Genomic DNA, 19,600 nt, shown 5'->3' with positions numbered 1-19,600 from the left:
CATGGGTGGTTTGGTTTTTGTCAGCAGAAGTTGCAGAGTGTAGCGACCCGCTCGGGGGCCGCGCTGCCGCCGTCGCCGCCGGCCCGCGCGCGGGCCGTGCTCAGGCCGCGGTCACGCGGTTCTTGCCGGCGCGCTTGGCCAGGTACATGCCCTGGTCGGCGCGGCGCAGGGCCTCTTCGCTGGTCTCTTCCCGCCCCAACTGCGCCACACCGGCACTGAAGGTGATAAGCACTTTCTCCTGCCCGCGCAGGAAAAAGCGGGTGGTGAGTTCGCGCTGCAGCCGGGTCATGGCCTCCACGCCCTGGGGCAGGGCGGTGTCGGGCAGCACCAGCACGAATTCCTCGCCGCCGTAGCGCGCCAGCATGTCCTGCGGGCGCATCACCTCGCGGGCCACCTGGGCCAGGTGGACCAATGCCTGGTCGCCGCTGGCATGACCCAGCCGGTCGTTGATGGCCTTGAAGTTGTCCAGGTCCAGCAGCGCCACGCACAGCGGAGCCTCGTTGCGCCGGGCGCGGGCGACCTCGCGTTCCATGACCTCGTCGAGCCCCTTGCGGTTGAGCGAGCCGGTGAGCGGGTCGTGGCGTGCCTGCGTGCTGGCTTCGTCCAGCGCCTTCTGCAGCGCGGTGATCTGCGTGTGCCGCAGCTCGGAGCGTTCACGCAGCTGGTGCAGCTCGTCGCGAGCGACTCGGCTGTTCAGCGCCATGGCCCGGGTGGCGGACATGACCTGCTCCAGCACCGGGGTGATCTCCTGCAGGTGCGTGGCCTGCCCGATGCGCTCGGCGCACTGCTCCAGCGTGTCGTGGTACGAGCTGCTCGACTGGTCCATCTGCGCCAGCCGCTCGACGAAAGCGGCCAGCAGTTCCTTCATCTGGTCCTGCGCCTGCAAAAGGCGGGTCTTGGCCTCGGTCTGCTTGAAGATCACGTCCTTGAGCCGGCGCTGCACGTCGTCGAGCCGGCGCAGGCTCAGGGGCGGCGTGGATGCCGCCATGAGCGCCTCGACCTGGCCGTGCAGCCAGCGGTCGTCCATGCTGAGCGCGGCGATGTTCTCGAACACCATCTGCAGCAGTGCCAGCAGGCTGGAGCGGATCGCCGCCTGGTCTTCGGCGGCGAACGACAGGCGGTAGCTGAAATTGTTCAGCATGAGCTGCAGGGTGGAGGAGGGCGGCGCCGGCTGCTTCAGGAACTGCACCAGTTGCGCAGCCAGTTCATGCACCCGGCTGTCGTCCTCGCCCAGGGCGGGCATCAGGGTGTCGATCAGCCGCACCAGCTGCTCGGCCAGTTCGGTGGGCAGCGCGCCGGACGGGGCCTGGCCGGCCGGGCCGTCGGCCTCCCGCACGGCCACGGGTGCGGGCGCGGCGCCCAGGCCCAGGTTGGCGTAGCCCACCAGCACGCCCTGCAGCGCGCCCCAGTCGTTGGCCGCGACGGCGTTCTCGAACAGGCCCAGCAGGCGCTTCTGCGCGGGGGTCTGCCCAGGCAGCACCCGCCCGATCTGGCGCAGGGGACCTTCGGGAAACGCCGGCGCGCTGCGGGTGCCGGCGATCTCGTCGTAGAGCGCCTGGTAGTTGTCAGGGGTGGGGGCCAGCCTGCGGGATGCAAGCAGCTTCAGCGTCTCGCGGGCGATTTCGGAAGGGTTACGGTCTGCCATGCGAGGCGCCACCATCGGGTCAAGAAGGCTGCGAGTTTGACAGACGCCAGAGGCATTGAACAGGCAGTGCGGCCCCGCCGGAGCCACCCGGGCCGGCATTCGGCCGAAAGCGGTATCCGGGTCAGTTCACCATCACCAGCTTGCCCATCACGCCGCGCGACCCCATGTGGGCGTAGGCGGCCTTCAGTTGCGACATGGGCATGGTGCGGTCGATGACCGGCTTGACCTTGCCCTGGGCATACCACTGCGCCAGCTCGGCCATCATGGCCGCGTTCTGACGGGGCTCGCGCTTGGCGAAGTCGCCCCAGAAAACGCCCACCAGCGAGGCGCCCTTGAGCAGCGGCAGGTTCAGCGGCAGCGCGGGAATGGGGCCCGCCGCGAAGCCGACCACCAGGTAGCGTCCGCGCCAGGCGATGGAGCGGAAGGCCGGCTCGGTGTATTCGCCGCCCACCGGGTCGTAGATCACGTCGGGGCCACGGCCCTCCGTGAGCGCCTTGATGGCCTCGCGCAGGTTTTCCTGGCCGTAGTTGATGACCGCGTCGGCACCGACCGAGAGGCAGAGCGCGCATTTTTCTTCGGTGGAGGCGGCGGCGATCACCCGGGCGCCCTGCGCCTTGGCGATCTGGATGGCTGCGGTGCCCACACCCCCGGCGGCGCCCAGCACCAGCACGGTTTCGCCCGCCTTCAGCTGGGCCCGGTCGATCAGCGCATGGTGCGACGTGGCGTAGATCATGATGAACGCGGCCGCATCGACGTGCGAGAAGCCCTCCGGCAGCGGCATGCAGAGCGCGGCCGGCGCGATCACATGCGTGGCGAAACCGCCCGTGCCGCTCAGGCAGGCCACGTTCTGGCCAGGGCGCAGGTGGGTGACGCCTTCGCCCACCGCCTGCACCACGCCGGCGTATTCCGAGCCGGGCACGAAGGGCAGGGGCGGCTTCATCTGGTATTTGTTCTGGACGATGAGCAGATCGGGAAAGTTCAGGCTCGCAGCCTTGATCTCGATCAGCACTTCGCCGGCTTTCGGCGCCGGGGTGGGCTGCTCGGTCCAGGTGAGCGCGTCTACGCCGGTGGGGTCGGTGCAAAGCCAAGCGTGCATGGAGGTCTCCGTTCTTCGGTGCGCCGCATCATAGGTGCGGGGTGGGGTGGCCGTTGTCCCTGGAGCGACGGCGCAGGGGGCCACTCCGAGCGGCGCGGCCGGCGTAGGGCGACGCCTACAATCCGCCGAACGCAGCCAGACCGACCATGAAGATCCTCATTTCCAACGACGATGGTTTCCAGGCGCCCGGCATCGTGGCGCTGCATGAAGCGCTCCAATCCATCGCGGACGTGGAAGTGGTGGCGCCGGAGCACAACAACAGCGCCAAGTCCAACGCGCTGACCCTGCACTCGCCGCTCTACGTCCAGCGCGCGGCCAACGGTTTCCGGTACGTGAACGGTACGCCGGCCGATTGCGTGCACATCGCGCTTACCGGCCTGCTCGGTTACCGGCCCGACCTGGTGGTCTCGGGCATCAACAACGGCGCGAACATGGGCGACGACACCATCTATTCGGGCACGGTGGGCGCGGCCATGGAGGGCTACCTCTTCGGCATCCCGGCCATCGCTTTCTCGCAGGTGGACAAGGGCTGGGGCGAGATCGAGGCGGCGGCCAGCAAGGCGCGCGAGATCGTGCAGCAGATGCAGCAGCAGCGCCTGGTGGGCGAGGCGCCCTGGCTGCTCAACATCAACATTCCGAACCTGCCGCTCGAGGTGCTCCGGCCGATCAAGCTCTGCCGACTGGGGCGGCGGCATGCGGCCGAGCGGGTGATCGAGCAGCAAAGCCCGCGCGGCGAGACGATGTACTGGATCGGCAGCGCGGGCGCCGCCAAGGACGACGCCGAAGGCACGGACTTCCATGCCACCGCGCAGGGGCACGTCGCCATGACGCCGCTCAAGGTCGACCTGACCGACCACGAAGGCCTGGGCTACTGGGCGCAGACCGCGGCGCGCCTGGTGCCCGAGGGCGAGGGCGGCCCGCAGGTCGCGGAGCGCGTGGTCCCATGACGCAGCAGCGCAGGCCCGGCTTTCCGGCGCGGCTCCAGGCGCAGCCCGCCGCCGTCCCGGCCCGGCCGGCGGGCGCCGGCCTTCGCCCGCCCGCCCAGGCGCCCTTGGCGCCGCAAGGGCTGGGGCTGGATTCCGCGGCGGTGCGCGCACGCATGGTGCAGCGGCTGGCGGCCTCGGGCATCCAGTCGCTCGCCGTGCTGGCTGCCATGGGCGCGGTGGAGCGGCACCGTTTCGTGGACAGCGCGCTCGTCAACCAGGCGTATGAAGACACCAGTCTGCCGATCGGGCTGGGGCAGACCATCTCCAAGCCGAGCGTCGTCGCGCGCATGGTGGAGCTGTTGCTCGGCGCGGAGGCGCTGCGCAGCGGCAGCGGGCCGGGCCGGGTGCTGGAAATCGGCACCGGCTGCGGCTACCAGGCCGCCGTGCTCGCCCGGCTGGCGCGCGAGGTGTATACCGTGGAGCGGCTGCGTGCGTTGCACGAGAAGGCGCGCGACAACCTGCGCCCGCTGCGGCTGGCCAACGTGCATCTGCTGCTGGGCGACGGCATGCTGGGCTATGCCAAGGGCGCGCCGTATGCCGCCATCGTCTCGGCGGCGGGTGGCGAGCTGCTGCCGCAGCACTGGTGCGACCAGCTGGCGGTGGGCGGACGGCTGGTGGCGCCGACCGTCGGCAACAACGGCCAGCAGGTGCTGCTCGTGGTCGACAAGACAGCACACGGGCTTCAGCAGAGCGTTTTGGAGGCCGTTCATTTTGTCCCCCTAAAATCGGGGATTGCCTGAAGGGATTGCTTATGTTGGTATCGCGTGGTCTTGTTGCTTGGGGTTCTATCGCGCTCGCTGGCTTGGTGCTGGCCGGTTGCGGCACCCGCGTCAACAGGGCTCCGGTCGAAGATCGCGGCACGGCCGCCGGGGCGATCTCGTCGTCCCCGGTCCCAGCAGTGGCTGCGGCCAAGCCGCTGCCCGGCGCCGAGAACGCCGGCAAGGCGGGCTACTACACCGTGAAGCCGGGCGACACGCTCATCCGCATCGGGCTGGAGCATGGCCAGACGTGGAAGGACATCGCCCGCTGGAACGGGCTGGACAACGCCAATCTGATCGAGGTGGGCCAGGTGCTGCGCGTCGCGCCGCCGGGCGCTCCGGCGTCGGCCAGCAGCGCCGTGGCTGCCGACACCGGCGTGGTGACGCGCCCGGTGACGGCGTCGGCCCTGCCTCCCGCGCCGGCCGCCAGCGCGGCCAAGCCGGGGGCATCGGCCACCTCGCCCGCCGCCGCGGCTCCGGCTGCGACGCCGCCTGCTGCCGCCGGCAACGAAGACGACATGCCCTTCATCTGGCCTTCTTCCGGCCCGCTGCTGGCGGGCTTCGACGAGGCGCGCAACAAGGGTTATGACATCGGCGGCAAGGCCGGCGACCCGGTGCTGGCGGCGGCCGACGGCCGGGTGGTGTATGCCGGCGCGGGCTTGCGCGGCTACGGCAACCTGGTCATTCTCAAGCACAACAACACCTACCTGACCGCCTACGCCCACAACCAGACGTTGCTGGTCAAGGAAGACCAGAACGTGAAGCGCGGCCAGAAGATCGCCGAGATGGGCAGCACCGACACCGATCGGGTCAAACTGCACTTCGAGATCCGCCGGCAGGGCAAGCCGGTCGATCCGGTGCGTTACCTGCCTTCCCGTTGAGCGGCGACGGCGCGCCTGCGGACGCGGGCTGGCAGCCCGACGACGGGGACGGCGCGGGGCCTCTGGCAGGGGGTGCGGCGGCTGCGTCGGCTGCCCCGGGAGACGCGGAGGACGCGGAAGGCGAGCTGAGGCAACTGGTCGTCGGCGCCGGGCACCACGGCGCCCGGCTGGACAAGGCGCTGGCCGATCTGGTGCCGGAGCTGTCCCGCAGCTATCTGCAGCAGCTGCTGGCGCAAGGGCTGGTGCGATGGGGCGACGCCACCGCGTCCAAGCCGTCGGCCAAGGTGAAGGCCGGCGACCGCATCACCGTGGAGATCCGCCCAACCGAGCAGAGCCAGGCCTTCAGGCCGGAAGCCATGCCGCTTGACGTGGTGTACGAAGACGATCAGCTGCTCGTCATCAACAAGCCCGCCGGCCTGGTGGTGCACCCGGCGCCCGGCAACTGGAGCGGCACGCTCCTCAACGGCCTGCTGGCGCGCGATACCCGCGCCAGCCTTGTGCCTCGGGCGGGCATCGTGCACCGGCTCGACAAGGACACCAGCGGCCTGATGGTGGTGGCGCGCGAGCGGGCCACCATGGACGCCCTGGTGCGCATGATCGCCGCCCGCGAGGTGTCGCGGCAGTACCTTGCCATCGCCATGGGCCGCTGGCGGCACGCCGACCACCGCCGCGTGGATGCGCCGATCGGCCGCGACCCGCGCAATCGCTTGAGGATGGCGGTGGTGGACCTGGGCCTGAACGCCGGCAAACCGGCCCGCACCGACATCGACGTGCTGGCCGCGGGGCCGGAAGCCAGCCTGGTGCGGTGCACGCTGCACACCGGCCGCACCCACCAGATCCGCGTGCACATGGCCTCGCTTCAGCACCCCTTGGTGGCCGACGCTCTCTACGGCGGCGTTCCGGCCGCCGGGCTGTCGCGCCAAGCCCTCCATGCGTTCCGCCTGGCCTTCGCCCACCCGGTCACGGGTGTGCCCATGGAGTGGAAGGCGCCCTTGCCGGCGGACATGCAGGCGGCCGTCGAGTTCTGGGGCCTGCGCTACAATCCGGCTTAAGTCCGCACACGCTTGTGCCGACACCCTCTCGCGCAGCATGGCGTCTTGCCCATCGCTGTACACGCGCCTTCTCTTTCTTGCTCCCTGTCGTGCTGCCGCTTGCTGTGACGCCGCGGGCTCGCTCGCATCTTCCTCGGGACTGCTGAACATCATGAATACGGTGGAAGCCAAAAGGGTTCTGGAAACCGCGCTGATCTGTGCCCCGCAGCCGGTGACGGTGCGGGAGTTGCGCGGACTGTTCGACGATGCCCTGGGGGCCGACACGCTCAAGCACATCCTGCTCGAGCTGCAGCAGGACTGGGCGCAGAGCGGTGTGGAGCTGGTTCAGGTAGCCTCGGGCTGGCGGTTCCAGAGCCGTCCGGAAATGCGCGAGTACCTCGACCGCCTGCACCCCGAGAAGCCGCCGCGCTACACGCGCGCCGCGCTGGAGACGCTGGCCATCATCGCGTACCGCCAGCCGGTGACGCGGGGTGACATCGAAGACGTGCGCGGCGTCACGGTCAACAGTTTGATCATCAAGCAGCTGGAGGACCGGGGCTGGGTGGAGGTCATCGGACACCGCGAAACGGTGGGCCGGCCTGCGCTGTTCGCCACCACCCGGCAGTTCCTGGACGATCTGGGGCTGCAGTCGCTCGATCAACTGCCGGTGCTGGACGACCCGGTCGTGCAAGCCAGCATGTTCGACACGTTGGGCCTGGCGGAGGGCGAAGGCGCCGAGGCCGCAGAGTCCGCCACGAACGGCGAGCCCGAGGCCGACGCCCAGGCGGAGGCGGAGGTGGAAGCCGGCGCCGTGCCGAACGATGCGGATGCATCGACAACAATTCCGTTGGATGGGGCCCCAGGGTCGCAGACGACTGCTACAGGAAACAAAGATGAATGACTCCCACCAGGACGAGCCGGCAGCCGGCGCCGAGGCCGCCCCGGACGAGGGCGCTGCGCAGCGCAAGCCGCGCAGCGATGCCGCCCGCGGCAGTCGCACTGCCCCAGGCAGCCGTGCGCCCGGCGGCGCGGGGAGCGCTGCCCAGCGCCCGGCCAAGGCGCCCGGCCGGGCGGCCGTCCCGGCGCAGGCCGATGGCTACGGCTTTGCCGACGTGGTGTCCGGCAAGCTGGACGAGGACGAGGCCGCGCAGGAGGTGACGCCTGCCAAACGGGTGCTGCAGCCCCAGGTGGAAACCCCCAAGCTGCACAAGGTGCTGGCGCAGGCGGGGCTCGGCTCCCGGCTGGAGATGGAGCAGCTCATCCTGGAAGGTCGCATCTCGGTCAACAACGAGCCGGCCCACGTGGGGCAGCGCATCCAGCATGGCGACCAGATCCGGGTCAACGGCAAGCCGATCCGCTACCGCATCGATCCGCCGCCGGCGCGGGTGATCGCCTATCACAAGCCCGCTGGCGAGGTCGTCACCCATGACGACCCGCAGAACCGTCCCACGGTGTTCCGCAAGCTGCCGCGACTGATGCAGGGCAAGTGGCAATCCGTCGGCCGGCTGGACCTGAACACCGAGGGCCTGCTGCTGTTCACCAGCTCGGGCGAACTCGCCAACCAGCTGATGCATCCGCGCTTCGGGCTGGAGCGCGAATATGCCGTGCGCGTGCTCGGCGCCTTGAGCAACGAGGAAAAGCAGCGGCTGCTGGACGGCGTGCAGCTGGAAGACGGCTTCGCGGCTTTCGGCTCGATCGAGGACGGCGGTGGCGAAGGCTCCAACTGCTGGTATCGCGTGACCATCTCCGAGGGCCGCAACCGGGAGGTCCGCCGCATGATGGAAGCGGTGGGGCACGCGGTCAGCCGGCTCATCCGGATCCGCTACGGCGCGATGATGCTGCCACGCGGCTTGAAGCGAGGCGCCTGGCTGGAGCTCGACGAGCGCGACATCCGCGCATTGGCCAACGCGGCCGGCCCCGGCCGCGCCCGGGCGGTGGAGGGCGCTGCCGAAGGGGCGGCCCCTGCCGAACGCGCCAAGCCCCGTGGCCCCCGAGCCCCGCAGGCACGAGGCGCCGGGCCGGGTGGCAAGGCCGGCGGGGCACCCGGCGGCCGCGCACCTCGGTCGCGCCGCGACGAGGGTGCCGCCCCGGGCGGGCGCTCGGCGGGCAAGCCGGCGCAGCCCGATCCGATGAAAACCTCGGTGGGCTACATCGGCAGCGACAGCCTGCTGCGCCAGCGCCAGGAACAGAAGCGCGGGAATGGCGGCCCCGGACCCCGCCGCAGGGGCCGCTAGGGTTACCAGCGCCGCGATAGAATGGAAAGCTTTGTCCCCAGGGCAAAAGTCAACGCAACCTTACTCATCAGGATAGAACAATGGCAATCGAACGCACCCTCTCCATCATCAAGCCCGACGCAGTCGCCAAGAACGTCATCGGCCAAATCTATGCGCGCTTCGAAGCCGCCGGCCTGAAGGTCGTCGCTGCTCGCATGGCCCATCTGTCGCGCCGTGAAGCCGAGCAGTTCTACGCCGTGCACAAGGAGCGTCCCTTCTTCAAGGATCTGGTCGACTTCATGATCTCCGGCCCGGTGATGATCCAGGCGCTGGAAGGCGAGAACGCCATCCTGAAGAACCGTGAACTGATGGGCGCCACCGACCCCAAGAAGGCCGAGGCTGGCACGATCCGCGCCGATTTCGCCGACAGCATCGACGCCAACGCCGTGCACGGTTCCGACGCCCCTGAAACGGCCCAAGTCGAAATCGCTTTCTTCTTCCCCGGCCTGAACATCTACTCGCGTTGATGCGGTACGGTCGCACGCGCCTGCGCTCTCTCCGGCTCCGCTGCCGGGTCGCCACGCCGTGTGCAACCGCTGCAGGTCTCGCAACGCCTGAATGACGCCATGACCACCAACCTGCTCGATTTCGATCTGGACGGGCTGGCCGCTTTTTGCGAGCGGCTGGGTGAGAAGCGCTTTCGGGCGACCCAACTCTTTCGCTGGATCCATCAACGTGGCGCGCATGAATTCGACGCCATGAGCGATCTGGCCAAGTCGCTGCGCGAAAAGCTCAAGGGCGTCGCGGTAGTGACCGGTTTGCGTGTCATCAGCGAACATGTATCGGCGGACGGAACGGTCAAGTGGCTGTTCGACGTCGGCGACGGCAATGCGGTCGAGACGGTCTTCATTCCTGAGGACGACCGGGGCACGCTGTGCGTGTCGTCCCAGGCAGGGTGTGCCGTGGGGTGCCGCTTCTGTTCCACCGGGCACCAGGGTTTCAGCCGCAATCTCACGACGGGCGAAATCGTGGCCCAGCTCTGGTTCGCCGAGCATGCGCTGCGAACCCGGCTGGGCACCTCGGAACGCGTCATCTCCAACGTGGTGATGATGGGCATGGGTGAGCCGCTGCAGAACTATGCGGCGCTGGTGCCGGCCTTGCGGGTGATGCTCGACGACCATGGCTATGGCCTCTCGCGGCGCCGGGTCACCGTTTCCACCTCGGGCGTCGTGCCGATGATGGACCGGCTCGCCCAGGATTGCCCGGTCGCACTGGCCGTGTCGCTGCATGCGCCCAATGATGCGCTGCGCGACAATCTGGTGCCCCTGAATCGCAAGTACCCGATCGCCGAGTTGCTGGAGACCTGCAATCGGTACCTCGAACACGCACCGCGCGATTTCATCACCTTTGAATACTGCATGCTGGACGGCGTCAACGACCAGCCTGAACACGCGCAGCAGTTGATAGACCTCGTGCGCAAGCACGCCAGCCGCGGCGTGTGGTGCAAGTTCAACCTGATTCCCTTCAATCCCTTTCCGGCCTCCGGCCTGCACCGCTCTTCCCCTCATCAAGTGTCGGTTTTTGCCAAGTTGCTGAGCGAGGCGGGTATCGTCACGACCGTGCGCAAGACGCGCGGCGACGATATCGATGCGGCTTGCGGCCAGCTGGCTGGAGATGTGAAAGATCGCACGCGCGCGTCAGAGCGCATGGCCAAGCAGCGTGTGATCGCGCTCAAGCCAGTGACCTGAACGGCGGGCATGCATCACATCAAGGGGGCACACATGGCGAATCCTGGAACCCATTGGCAGCAGCGATGGGTGCTCACCCTGGCTGTGGCCTGCGCTTCCGTGGGGATGGGCGGCGGATGCACCACCACCACGACCCCCGCCGCCAATGCGTCCTACGCCGCGGAGCCGGTGGTCACGCCTTCCGACGAATCGGAAGTGCGGCGGCGCGCACGTATCCGCCTGGAGCTCGCCGCCAACTACTTCCAGATGGGGCAGACCACCGTAGCGCTGGACGAGGTTAAGCAGTCGATCGCCCATGACCCGACGTTTGCCGATGCCCATCACCTGATGGCGCTGATCTACATGCGGCTCGGGAACCAGGTCCAGGCGGAAGAGAGCCTGCGCCGCGCCCAGGCGCTGCGTCCGGGCGATCCGGACATCATGCACAACTTCGGCTGGCTGCAGTGTCAGCGTCAGCGTTATGCGGAGAGCATGCAGTGGTTCGACCGCGCGCTGGCGACGCCCACATACGCCTCGCGCAGCAAGACCTTGATGTCGCAAGGCGTGTGTCTGGAGCGCTCTGGCGATCTGGCCGCCGCGGAGCAGGTGTTGGCGCGCGCGTATGAACTGGATGCCGGCAACCCGGTCATCGGTTACGGCCTGGCTTCGCTGAAATTTCGAAGAGGTGATGTGAAGCAGGCACAGTTCTACGTGCGGCGGGTGAACAATGGCGAATTTGCGAGCGCCGAGTCGCTGTGGCTGGGGATCAAGGTCGAGCGTGCCTTGAAGGACACCATTGCCATGCGGCAGCTGGGCGAGCAACTGCGCAAGCGGTTCCCCGATTCCCGGGAACTGCTGGCTTATGAACGAGGCGCGTTCGATGAGTGAGATGCTTGAGACGGAAATGATGGACGCGGGATCGCCCGCGGCGGTGACGGCCGGCAGTCTGCTGCGTGACGCGAGGCAGGCGGCCGGAGTGCATATCGCTGCCTTGGCCGTGGCGCTGAAGGTGTCGGCGCCCAAGCTGGAGGCACTGGAGGCCGATCGCCACGAGGTCTTTCCGGACGTGGTGTTCGTGCGCGCGCTGGCCTCCAGCGTGTGCCGCACGCTGAACATCGACCCCGCGCCGGTACTCGCACTGCTGCCGCAGGGTGCCGCCCCGCGGCTCACTGCGGATCGGGGCATCAACGCTTCCTACAAGGACAGCACCACTCGCGCATCGAGCGGCGCAGGAGCGGCGGTCCCCCGTTCGGTCGTCGCGGTGGTGCTCGTGTTGCTGCTGGGCGCGCTGGCGATGGTGTTCGTTCCCAAGGCGCTGGACAACAGCTCCGCGACGACTGAAGCGGTGAGTTCGTCATCGGCCCCGGGCTCCGTGGCCGAACCGGTGTCCCACGGCGCGTCCACGGCCGCGCCGCTCCCCTCGCCGGAGGCGGATCGCAGTGCGCCGGCCGCAGTGCCTGCCCCTGCGCCAGCAGCGGCCGTGGCTGCTGCGTCCCCCGCGGCGCCGGCGAGCCAGGCGGCGCCGAATACCGCTGCAGTCGCTTCCGAGGTGCTGGTCATCGCGGCGAAGGCCACATCCTGGGTGCAGGTGCGCAGCCTGGGTGGCGGCGGCACGACCCAAAAGACCCTGAATGCCGGTGACCGCCTGGTGGCGCCCGGCAGCCCGCCGTGGGCTGTCGTCATCGGCAAGGCAGACGCCACCACCGTGCTGGTGCGCGGCCAGCCGCTGGACATCGCCAGTTCCACGCGCGAGAACGTGGCCCGTTTTGAGGTGAAGTAATTGAGCTACGAAACATCGACCGGCCCTGTTCCGATGGCGGCGCCCCTGGTACGCACTTCGCGGCAGGCGCGTGTGGTGTGGGGTTCCCGCGTGGTCACCGTGGGGGGAGGCGCGCCGGTCCGCATCCAGTCCATGACCAACACCGATACGGTGGACGCCATCGGCACCGCTATCCAGGTGAAGGAACTCGCGCAGGCGGGGTCCGAGTTCGTGCGTATCACGGTCAACACGCCGGAGGCCGCCGCCGCGGTGCCCTACATCCGCGAGCAACTGGATCGCATGGGCGAAACGGTCCCTCTGGTGGGTGACTTCCATTACAACGGCCATCGCCTGCTGACCGAGTATCCGGATTGCGCCCAGGCGCTGTCGAAGTACCGGATCAACCCCGGCAACGTCGGCAAGGGCGACAAGCGGGACCGACAGTTCGGCCAGATGATCGATGCAGCCATGCGCTGGAACAAGGCCATTCGCATCGGCGTGAACTGGGGCAGCCTGGACCAGGAGCTGCTGGCGCAACTCATGGACGTCAACAGCCAGCGGGCGCAGCCCTGGGATCCCCGGCAGGTCATGTACGAGGCGCTCATCACCTCGGCCATCGAATCGGCCCGCCGTGCCGAGGCCATGGGCCTGGATGGCAACCAGATCATCCTGTCGTGCAAGGTGAGTGGCGTGCAGGATCTGATTTCGGTCTACCGAGAACTGGCCCGCCGCTGCGACTACGCGCTCCACCTGGGGCTGACCGAAGCGGGCATGGGCACCAAGGGCACGGTCGCTTCCACGGCGGCGCTGGCCGTGCTGCTGCAAGAAGGCATCGGCGACACGATCCGCGTATCGCTGACTCCGCAGCCCGGTGAGGCGCGAACGCAGGAAGTGGTCGTCGCGGCCGAGATCCTGCAGGCGCTCGGCATGCGTTCCTTCGTGCCCAGCGTCACCGCTTGCCCTGGCTGCGGCCGAACGACCAGCACCACGTTCCAGGAGCTCGCAAAGCAGATCGACGACCACCTGCGGTCGCAAATGCCCGTGTGGCGCGTGCGTTACCCCGGGGTGGAAAAGATAAAGGTCGCCGTCATGGGCTGTATCGTGAACGGCCCCGGGGAGAGCAAGCACGCCGACATCGGCATCAGCCTGCCCGGCACCGGCGAGGCGCCCGCCGCTCCGGTCTTCATCGATGGCGAGAAGGTGCTCACGCTGCGCGGCGACAACATCGCTGCAGAGTTCCATGACATCGTCGATCAGTACATCGCCCGCCGCTTCGGACAGAGCCAGCCAGCAGCGACGGCCGATTGAACTGCGGATTCCCGCGAGTCCGCCAAGCGGGGCCGGAGCCCCCACACATTCCAAGAACACCGTGAACCAGAATTTGAATACACCGCAACGGGCGCAGAAGCTGACGGCCGTGAAGGGCATGAACGACATCCGGCCTCCCGAGTCCGCGCGCTGGGAATGGCTGGAGGCCAAGGTACGCGCCCTCATGGACCGCTACGCCTACCGGAACCTGCGCACGCCCATCGTGGAGCCGACTGCGCTGTTCGTGCGCGGACTGGGGGAGGTCACCGACATCGTCGAGAAGGAAATGTATTCCTTTGAAGACCGGCTCAACGGAGAGCAGCTCACGCTGCGCCCCGAGTCGACGGCAGGCGTGGTGCGCGCCGTGGTCGAGCACGCCATGCTGTATGACGGTGGCAAGCGCCTCTACTACATGGGGCCCATGTTCCGTCACGAGCGGCCGCAGCGCGGGCGCTATCGACAGTTCCACCAGATCGGTGCCGAGGCGCTTGGATTCGCGGGCGCCGAGGCCGACGCGGAATTGATCCTGCTGGCCGATGCGCTGTGGAAGGAGCTCGGGCTGACGGACGTGCGGCTCGAACTCAACAGCCTGGGGCAGCCGCAGGAGCGAAAGGCCCACCGCGCCGCGCTGATCAGCTACCTCGAGGCGCATGTCGACCAACTCGACGAAGAAGCGCGCAGGCGGCTGCACAGCAATCCGCTGAGAATCCTGGACACGAAGAACCCTGCCTTGCAGACCCTCGTGGAGGGGGCGCCCAAGCTGCTGGACTACCTGGGCGAAGACTCTCTGCGCCATTTCGAGACGGTCAAGGCCATCCTCGATGCCAACGGCGTCGCCTGGCGCATCAATCCCCGTCTGGTGCGGGGCATGGATTACTACAACCTCACCGTGTTCGAGTTCGTGACCGACCGATTGGGCTCGCAAGGCACGATCTGCGGCGGCGGACGCTATGACTACCTGATCGAGCAGGTGGGCGGCAAAGCTGCCCCGGCGGTCGGCTGGGCCCTGGGTGTCGAGCGCGTGCTGGAGCTGGTGAAGGAGGCGGGGAAGGACATCCCCGATCTGGCGGCAGACGCCTATGCCGTCGTCACCGACACGGCCTTCCTGCCCCGTGTGATGGGGGCGCTGCAAAAGCTGCGGGCGGCGGGCGTGAGCGTGCAGATGCACGCCTCCGCGGGCGACTCCATGGGCAGCATGAAGTCCCAGTTCAAAAAGGCGGATGCGAGCGGAGCCCGCTATGCCTTGGTGTTCGGCGCCGACGAAATGGCGCGGGACGCAGTGCTGGTGAAATCCCTGCGTGACGGCTCCGGGCACCAGGTGGAGCGCTCTCTGGCGGACCTGTCCGAGTGGGCCGCCACCCTACAATCTTCCCGCTGACATACACGGACCATCATGGCAAACCATTTCGATCTCGAAGAGCAAGAGCAGCTCGACCAACTGAAGCATTTCTGGAACACCTGGGGCACGCTCATCAGCGGTGTGCTCATCGTCGTGTTCGGTGGTCTGGCCGCCTGGAATGGCTACCAGTACTGGCAAAACCGCCAGGCGGCGCAGGCCTCCGCGCTGTCCGATGCGATGGAGGCGGCTGTGAGCGCCTCGGACACAGACCGCATCGAGCAGGTCTTGAACGACATCAAGTCACGCTACTCGGGCACCGTGCAGGCCAGCCAGGCAGGCCTGCTCGCTGCGAAGGCGTTGGCGGACGCGGGCAAGCCGGAAGCGGCGGTCGCGGCGCTGAGCTGGATGCCCCAGGGCGCGGTCGATGACGGATACAAGGCGTTGGCCCGGCTCCGCCTGGCGACCCTCTTCATCGAGGAAAAGGCCTACGACAAGGCGCTTGCACAACTGTCTGGCTCCGTGCCGGTCGGCTTCGAAGCTGCATTTGCAGACCGGCGAGGCGATGTCCTGGCACTGCAGGACAAGAAGAAGGAAGCCATTGCGGAGTATCTGAGCGCTTACAAGGCTTTCGAGGAGCGCGTGGAATACCGCCGGTTGGTGGAGGCCAAGCTGAACGCGCTCGGCGCCCAGGTGCCCTCGCAGGTGGTGGCTTCCGCGGCTCCAGCGGGAGGTGCCCAATGATGTCTGCCCTGATCGGCCGGTCGCGGCCCGCCGCCTGCGGATGGATTCTTGCGAGCTCGGCCATGCTGCTCACGGGCTGCTCCCTCTGGGGCGGTCCTTCTAAACCGAAGCCGGCAGAATTGGGGCCAAATGTTCCAGTGCTGCCGGTGCGCCAGGCCTGGACGGCCAGGATCGGCCCCACCACCGGGTTGCCGCTGGAAGTGCTGGTGCAGGGCAACACGGTCACGCTGGCCTCTGCAGATGGCTCCATTGCCGCGATCGATGCCCGAACCGGCGGTGACGTCTGGCGGGCTTCGCTGGGCCAGCCGCTGTCGGCCGGCGTAGGTGGCGATGGCAAGTGGACTGCCGTCGTCACGCAGAAAAACGATGTGGTCGTGCTCGCGGGCGACCGGGAGCTCTGGCGCCAGCCGCTGCAGGCGCAGTCGTACACACCACCGCTGGTCGCTGGCAACCGCGTCTTCGTACTTTCCGCCGACCGATCCGTGTCCGCGTTCGACGCGGCCACCGGACAGAAGCTATGGAACCAGCAGCGCCCTGGCGAGCCACTCACGCTGCGCCAACGTGGCGTGCTGATGGCGGTGGGCGATACGCTGGTGGCCGGACTGTCTGGCCGACTGGTGGGTTTCAACCCGGATTCCGGCGTGGTGCGCTGGGAGGCGCCGTTGGCCAGTCCACGTGGCACCAACGACGTGGAGCGCCTGGTCGAGATCGTGGGGCCCGTCAGTCGCCGCGGTGCCGAAGTGTGCGCCCGCGCTTTCCAGGCGACGGTCGGGTGCGTGGACGCAGCCCGTGGCACCGTCGAGTGGACGCAGCCTGCCAATGGCGCAACGGGCGTCCAGGGCGACGACAGCTTCGTCTTCGGTACTGAAAGCAATGGCACCGTTTCAGCCTGGAAGCGCCAGGACGGCGCCAAGGCGTGGTCTTCGGACCGCCTTCTGTACCGCCAGCTGACCGCGCCGCTGGCGCTGGGCCGCTCGGTCATCGTGGCCGACGAATCCGGTCTGGTTCACCTGCTTTCCCGCGAAGACGGCAGCCCGTTGAATCGTCTTTCCACCGACACGTCGGGCATTTCGGTCGCCCCGGTGGCTTCTGCCGACACCCTGGTGGTCGTTACCCGCAATGGCGGCATCTACGGCTTCCGTCCGGATTGACAGGGCCTGCAGTCCATGAAACCAGTCATCGCCCTCGTCGGGCGGCCCAATGTGGGCAAATCGACGCTGTTCAATCGGTTGACCAAGTCGCGGGACGCCATCGTGGCGGACTTCGCGGGCCTGACCCGCGACCGTCACTACGGCAACGGCAAGCAGGGCAAGCACGAGTACATCGTGATCGACACCGGCGGCTTCGAGCCCGATGCCTCCACCGGCATCTACCGCGAGATGGCCAAGCAAACGCAGCAAGCGGTTGCGGAAGCCGACGTGGTGGTCTTCGTGGTGGATGCGCGAGCCGGCGTTTCTGCGCAAGACCACGATATCGCGAAGTACCTCCGGCGCCTGGGCAAGCCGTGCGTGCTGGTCGGCAACAAGGCGGAAGGCATGCTGGAGGGCGTGCAACTGGCCGAGTTCTATGAGCTGGGGTTGGGCGAGGTCCACCCGGTATCGGCCGCTCACGGTCAGGGGATTCGTACGCTGGTGGATACCGCGCTGGCGACGTTGCACTGGCCCGAGGCCGACGACGAGGCCGCGGACGAGGATTCCACCACGGTGCGTCTGGCAGTGGCAGGCCGTCCGAACGTGGGCAAGTCGACCCTGATCAACACGTGGCTTGGAGAAGAGCGCCTGGTCGCTTTCGACATGCCCGGCACCACGCGGGACGCCATCTCGGTACCGTTCGAGCGCCAGGGCCAGAAGTTCGAGCTGATCGATACGGCCGGTCTGCGCCGCAAGGGCCGGGTGTTCGAAGCGATCGAGAAGTTCTCGGTCGTCAAGACCCTGCAGGCGATCGAGTCCGCGAACGTGGTGCTGTTGCTGCTGGATGCGACCCAGGGCGTGACCGACCAGGATGCCCACATCGCCGGCTACATCCTGGAAAGTGGCCGCGCCGTGGTGCTGGCCGTCAACAAGTGGGATGCCGTGGACGAGTACGAGCGGCAGATGCTGGAGCGCTCCATCGAGACGCGGCTGTCGTTTCTCAAGTTCGCCGCCATGCATTTCATCTCGGCGAAGAAGCGCCAGGGCCTGGGGCCGGTGTGGGCGTCGATCGTCCAGGCGCACAAGGCTGCCACCTGCAAGATGTCCACGCCAGTGTTGACGCGGTTGCTGCTGGAGGCCGTGCAGTTCCAGAGCCCCAAGCGCTCGGGAATGTTCCGGCCCAAATTGCGTTACGCCCACCAGGGGGGCATGAATCCGCCAGTCATCGTCATTCACGGAAACTCCCTCGAGCACGTGACCGACGCGTACAAGCGCTTCCTCGAAGGCCGGTTCCGCAAGGAGTTCAATCTGGTGGGCACACCCTTGCGCATCGAGATGAAGACCTCGCACAACCCCTTCGCCGACGAAGGCGCCGGGACGGATCGGCGCTAAGGCCTTTCGATCCGTGCGGCCTCGGCCGTGTGGTAAGGTGTGCCTTTACAACAACATTCCTTGAACACGGAGAATATCGTGAGCAATAAAGGCCAACTTCTTCAAGACCCGTTTCTGAACGCGCTGCGCCGCGAGCATGTTCCGGTGTCTATCTACCTGGTCAACGGCATCAAGCTGCAGGGGCAGATCGAGTCCTTCGATCAATACGTGGTGCTGCTGCGTAACACCGTGACCCAGATGGTCTACAAGCACGCCATTTCCACCATCGTTCCTGGCCGTGCCGTCAATTTCACGACGGCCGAGTCCAGCGACTCTGCCGAGACCGGCCCGTCGGCCTGATCCTCCGGTCTTTCTTCTGTCCGCCGGTTGGTGGACCCGTCACTGCCTAACGCCTTGAGTTCTTCAGACAAACCTGCTGCCCCGGTGACGCCCGTGGTGTTGGTCGGGGTGGATTTCGGTCTGCCCCATTTCGATGGCGAGCTGGAGGAGCTGGGGCTGCTGGCCGAAACGGCGGGCCTCTCGCCGGTCGCGCGTCTCGTGTGCAAGCGCAAGGCGCCCGATGCGGCACTGTTCGTCGGTTCCGGCAAGGCGGAGGAAATCCGTGTGCTGGCGCAGATGCATAGCGCGGTCGAGGTGCTGTTCGATCAGGCCTTGAGCCCGGCCCAGCAGCGCAACCTGGAGCGGGTGCTCAATCTTCCGGTCAGCGACCGCACCTTCCTCATCCTCGAGATTTTCGCGCAACGGGCTCGCAGCCATGAAGGCAAGCTGCAGGTCGAGCTGGCCAAGCTCCAGTACCTGAGTACCCGGCTGGTCCGGCGCTGGTCGCACTTGGAGCGGCAGCGAGGTGGCATCGGTGCCCGCGGCGGTCCCGGTGAAACCCAGATCGAGCTGGACCGCCGGATGATCGGCGACGCGATCAAGCGCACGAGAGAGCGGTTGGTCAAGGTGAAGCGCCAGCGCTCCACGCAGAGAAGGCAGCGCGATCGCCGGGACACGTTCAATGTCTCATTGGTGGGATACACCAACGCTGGCAAATCCACGCTGTTCAATGCGCTCGTCAAGGCGCGCGCCTATGCGGCAGACCAGCTTTTCGCCACGCTGGACACCACGACCAGGCAGCTGTACCTGGCCGACGCGGGTCGCTCGATATCGCTGTCCGACACGGTGGGCTTCATCCGCGACCTGCCCCACGGTCTGGTGGATGCGTTCCAGGCGACGCTGCAGGAGGCCATCGATGCCGATCTGCTGTTGCACGTCGTCGATGCATCGAATCCTTCTTTTCCCGAGCAGATATCCCAAGTCCAGCGGGTGCTCGCGGAAATCGGTGCGCAGCATATTCCCCAACTGCTGATCTTCAACAAGCTGGATGCCATGGCGCCCGAGGCCCGGCCCACCTGCGCGCAGGACGTGCTCGAGATGGACGGGGAGTTCGTTCCCCGCATCTTCCTCAGTGCCCAGTCGGGTGAAGGTTTGCAGCTGCTGCGCCAGCAACTCGCCGCCGAGGTGTTGAAGGTCCACGACGAGATGACCCCTGACCTTGCTGCTGAATTGAAGAGGGAAGAGGGCTGAGATTAGGCACAATGCCCGCTTGCTC

Annotated in this window: 19 protein-coding genes; 17 read left to right on the top strand and 2 right to left on the bottom strand. The window is 67.4% G+C overall.

Going from position 1 to position 19,600, the window contains the following annotated elements; translation table 11 throughout:
• Window positions 1-100: 100 nt before the first annotated feature.
• On the bottom strand, window positions 101-1,645 hold the full coding sequence (locus ABWV53_RS11130) for a GGDEF domain-containing protein (protein WP_353365798.1): 1,545 nt from the start codon (window positions 1,643-1,645) through the stop codon (window positions 101-103).
• A gap of 121 nt (window positions 1,646-1,766) precedes the next feature.
• Complete coding sequence (locus ABWV53_RS11125; RefSeq protein ID WP_353365796.1) at window positions 1,767-2,741, bottom strand: NADPH:quinone oxidoreductase family protein; 975 nt, start codon at window positions 2,739-2,741, stop codon at window positions 1,767-1,769.
• Between the two features lie 146 nt (window positions 2,742-2,887).
• On the opposite strand from ABWV53_RS11125, the gene surE reads away from it, so the two are divergent.
• The 17 genes from surE to hflX all read left to right on the top strand — a co-directional run bounded on the left by surE (window position 2,888) and on the right by hflX (window position 19,575).
• Window positions 2,888-3,688 (top strand): 5'/3'-nucleotidase SurE, encoded by an 801-nt coding sequence (gene surE / locus ABWV53_RS11120; protein ID WP_353365794.1) that lies wholly within the window; start codon window positions 2,888-2,890, stop codon window positions 3,686-3,688.
• Complete coding sequence (locus ABWV53_RS11115) at window positions 3,685-4,467, top strand: protein-L-isoaspartate(D-aspartate) O-methyltransferase (protein ID WP_353365792.1); 783 nt, start codon at window positions 3,685-3,687, stop codon at window positions 4,465-4,467. Before surE ends, ABWV53_RS11115 begins: the two co-directional genes overlap by 4 nt.
• An 11-nt stretch (window positions 4,468-4,478) precedes the next feature.
• The gene (locus tag ABWV53_RS11110; RefSeq protein ID WP_353365790.1) at window positions 4,479-5,366 is read left to right on the top strand and encodes a peptidoglycan DD-metalloendopeptidase family protein; all 888 of its coding nucleotides are present in this window, start codon (window positions 4,479-4,481) and stop codon (window positions 5,364-5,366) included.
• 62 nt (window positions 5,367-5,428) lie between these two features.
• Window positions 5,429-6,418, top strand: coding sequence for an RluA family pseudouridine synthase (locus ABWV53_RS11105; protein ID WP_353366702.1), 990 nt, complete (start codon window positions 5,429-5,431; stop codon window positions 6,416-6,418).
• A gap of 151 nt (window positions 6,419-6,569) precedes the next feature.
• Window positions 6,570-7,298: an SMC-Scp complex subunit ScpB gene (gene scpB, locus ABWV53_RS11100; RefSeq protein WP_353365788.1), complete on the top strand. Its 729-nt coding sequence runs from the start codon at window positions 6,570-6,572 to the stop codon at window positions 7,296-7,298.
• Entirely contained in the window at window positions 7,291-8,631 is a 1,341-nt protein-coding gene (locus tag ABWV53_RS11095; RefSeq protein ID WP_353365786.1) for a pseudouridine synthase, read from the top strand. Before scpB ends, ABWV53_RS11095 begins: the two co-directional genes overlap by 8 nt.
• Window positions 8,632-8,711: 80 nt before the next feature.
• Complete coding sequence (gene ndk, locus ABWV53_RS11090; protein WP_056668244.1) at window positions 8,712-9,137, top strand: nucleoside-diphosphate kinase; 426 nt, start codon at window positions 8,712-8,714, stop codon at window positions 9,135-9,137.
• Window positions 9,138-9,236: 99 nt separating this feature from the next.
• Window positions 9,237-10,358 (top strand): dual-specificity RNA methyltransferase RlmN, encoded by a 1,122-nt coding sequence (gene rlmN / locus ABWV53_RS11085; RefSeq protein WP_353365783.1) that lies wholly within the window; start codon window positions 9,237-9,239, stop codon window positions 10,356-10,358.
• Window positions 10,359-10,367: 9 nt separating this feature from the next.
• On the top strand, window positions 10,368-11,225 hold the full coding sequence (pilW, locus tag ABWV53_RS11080) for a type IV pilus biogenesis/stability protein PilW (RefSeq protein WP_353365781.1): 858 nt from the start codon (window positions 10,368-10,370) through the stop codon (window positions 11,223-11,225).
• Window positions 11,218-12,117 (top strand): helix-turn-helix domain-containing protein, encoded by a 900-nt coding sequence (locus tag ABWV53_RS11075; protein WP_353365779.1) that lies wholly within the window; start codon window positions 11,218-11,220, stop codon window positions 12,115-12,117. The genes pilW and ABWV53_RS11075 overlap by 8 nt, the downstream gene beginning before the upstream one ends.
• A 33-nt stretch (window positions 12,118-12,150) precedes the next feature.
• On the top strand, window positions 12,151-13,404 hold the full coding sequence (gene ispG, locus ABWV53_RS11070; RefSeq protein WP_353366701.1) for a flavodoxin-dependent (E)-4-hydroxy-3-methylbut-2-enyl-diphosphate synthase: 1,254 nt from the start codon (window positions 12,151-12,153) through the stop codon (window positions 13,402-13,404).
• Window positions 13,405-13,522: 118 nt separating this feature from the next.
• Window positions 13,523-14,782, top strand: coding sequence for a histidine--tRNA ligase (gene hisS / locus ABWV53_RS11065; RefSeq protein ID WP_353366700.1), 1,260 nt, complete (start codon window positions 13,523-13,525; stop codon window positions 14,780-14,782).
• A 15-nt stretch (window positions 14,783-14,797) separates the two neighbouring features.
• Window positions 14,798-15,484: a YfgM family protein gene (locus ABWV53_RS11060; RefSeq protein ID WP_353365777.1), complete on the top strand. Its 687-nt coding sequence runs from the start codon at window positions 14,798-14,800 to the stop codon at window positions 15,482-15,484.
• A 62-nt stretch (window positions 15,485-15,546) separates the two neighbouring features.
• On the top strand, window positions 15,547-16,635 hold the full coding sequence (gene bamB, locus ABWV53_RS11055) for an outer membrane protein assembly factor BamB (protein WP_502903891.1): 1,089 nt from the start codon (window positions 15,547-15,549) through the stop codon (window positions 16,633-16,635).
• 15 nt (window positions 16,636-16,650) lie between these two features.
• On the top strand, window positions 16,651-18,006 hold the full coding sequence (der, locus tag ABWV53_RS11050; protein ID WP_353365775.1) for a ribosome biogenesis GTPase Der: 1,356 nt from the start codon (window positions 16,651-16,653) through the stop codon (window positions 18,004-18,006).
• 78 nt (window positions 18,007-18,084) lie between these two features.
• Window positions 18,085-18,345: an RNA chaperone Hfq gene (gene hfq, locus ABWV53_RS11045; RefSeq protein WP_353365773.1), complete on the top strand. Its 261-nt coding sequence runs from the start codon at window positions 18,085-18,087 to the stop codon at window positions 18,343-18,345.
• Between the two features lie 93 nt (window positions 18,346-18,438).
• Window positions 18,439-19,575, top strand: a complete 1,137-nt coding sequence (hflX, locus tag ABWV53_RS11040; RefSeq protein ID WP_502903890.1) for a GTPase HflX — start codon at window positions 18,439-18,441, stop codon at window positions 19,573-19,575.
• Window positions 19,576-19,600: the final 25 nt, after the last annotated feature.

Origin of the sequence: Acidovorax sp. FG27 (genome assembly GCF_040365715.1) — a bacterium.
GTDB lineage: Bacteria > Pseudomonadota > Gammaproteobacteria > Burkholderiales > Burkholderiaceae_C > Paracidovorax.
The sequence above is the reverse complement of the archived record's forward strand: the minus strand, read 5'-3'. Positions and strand labels throughout refer to the sequence as shown.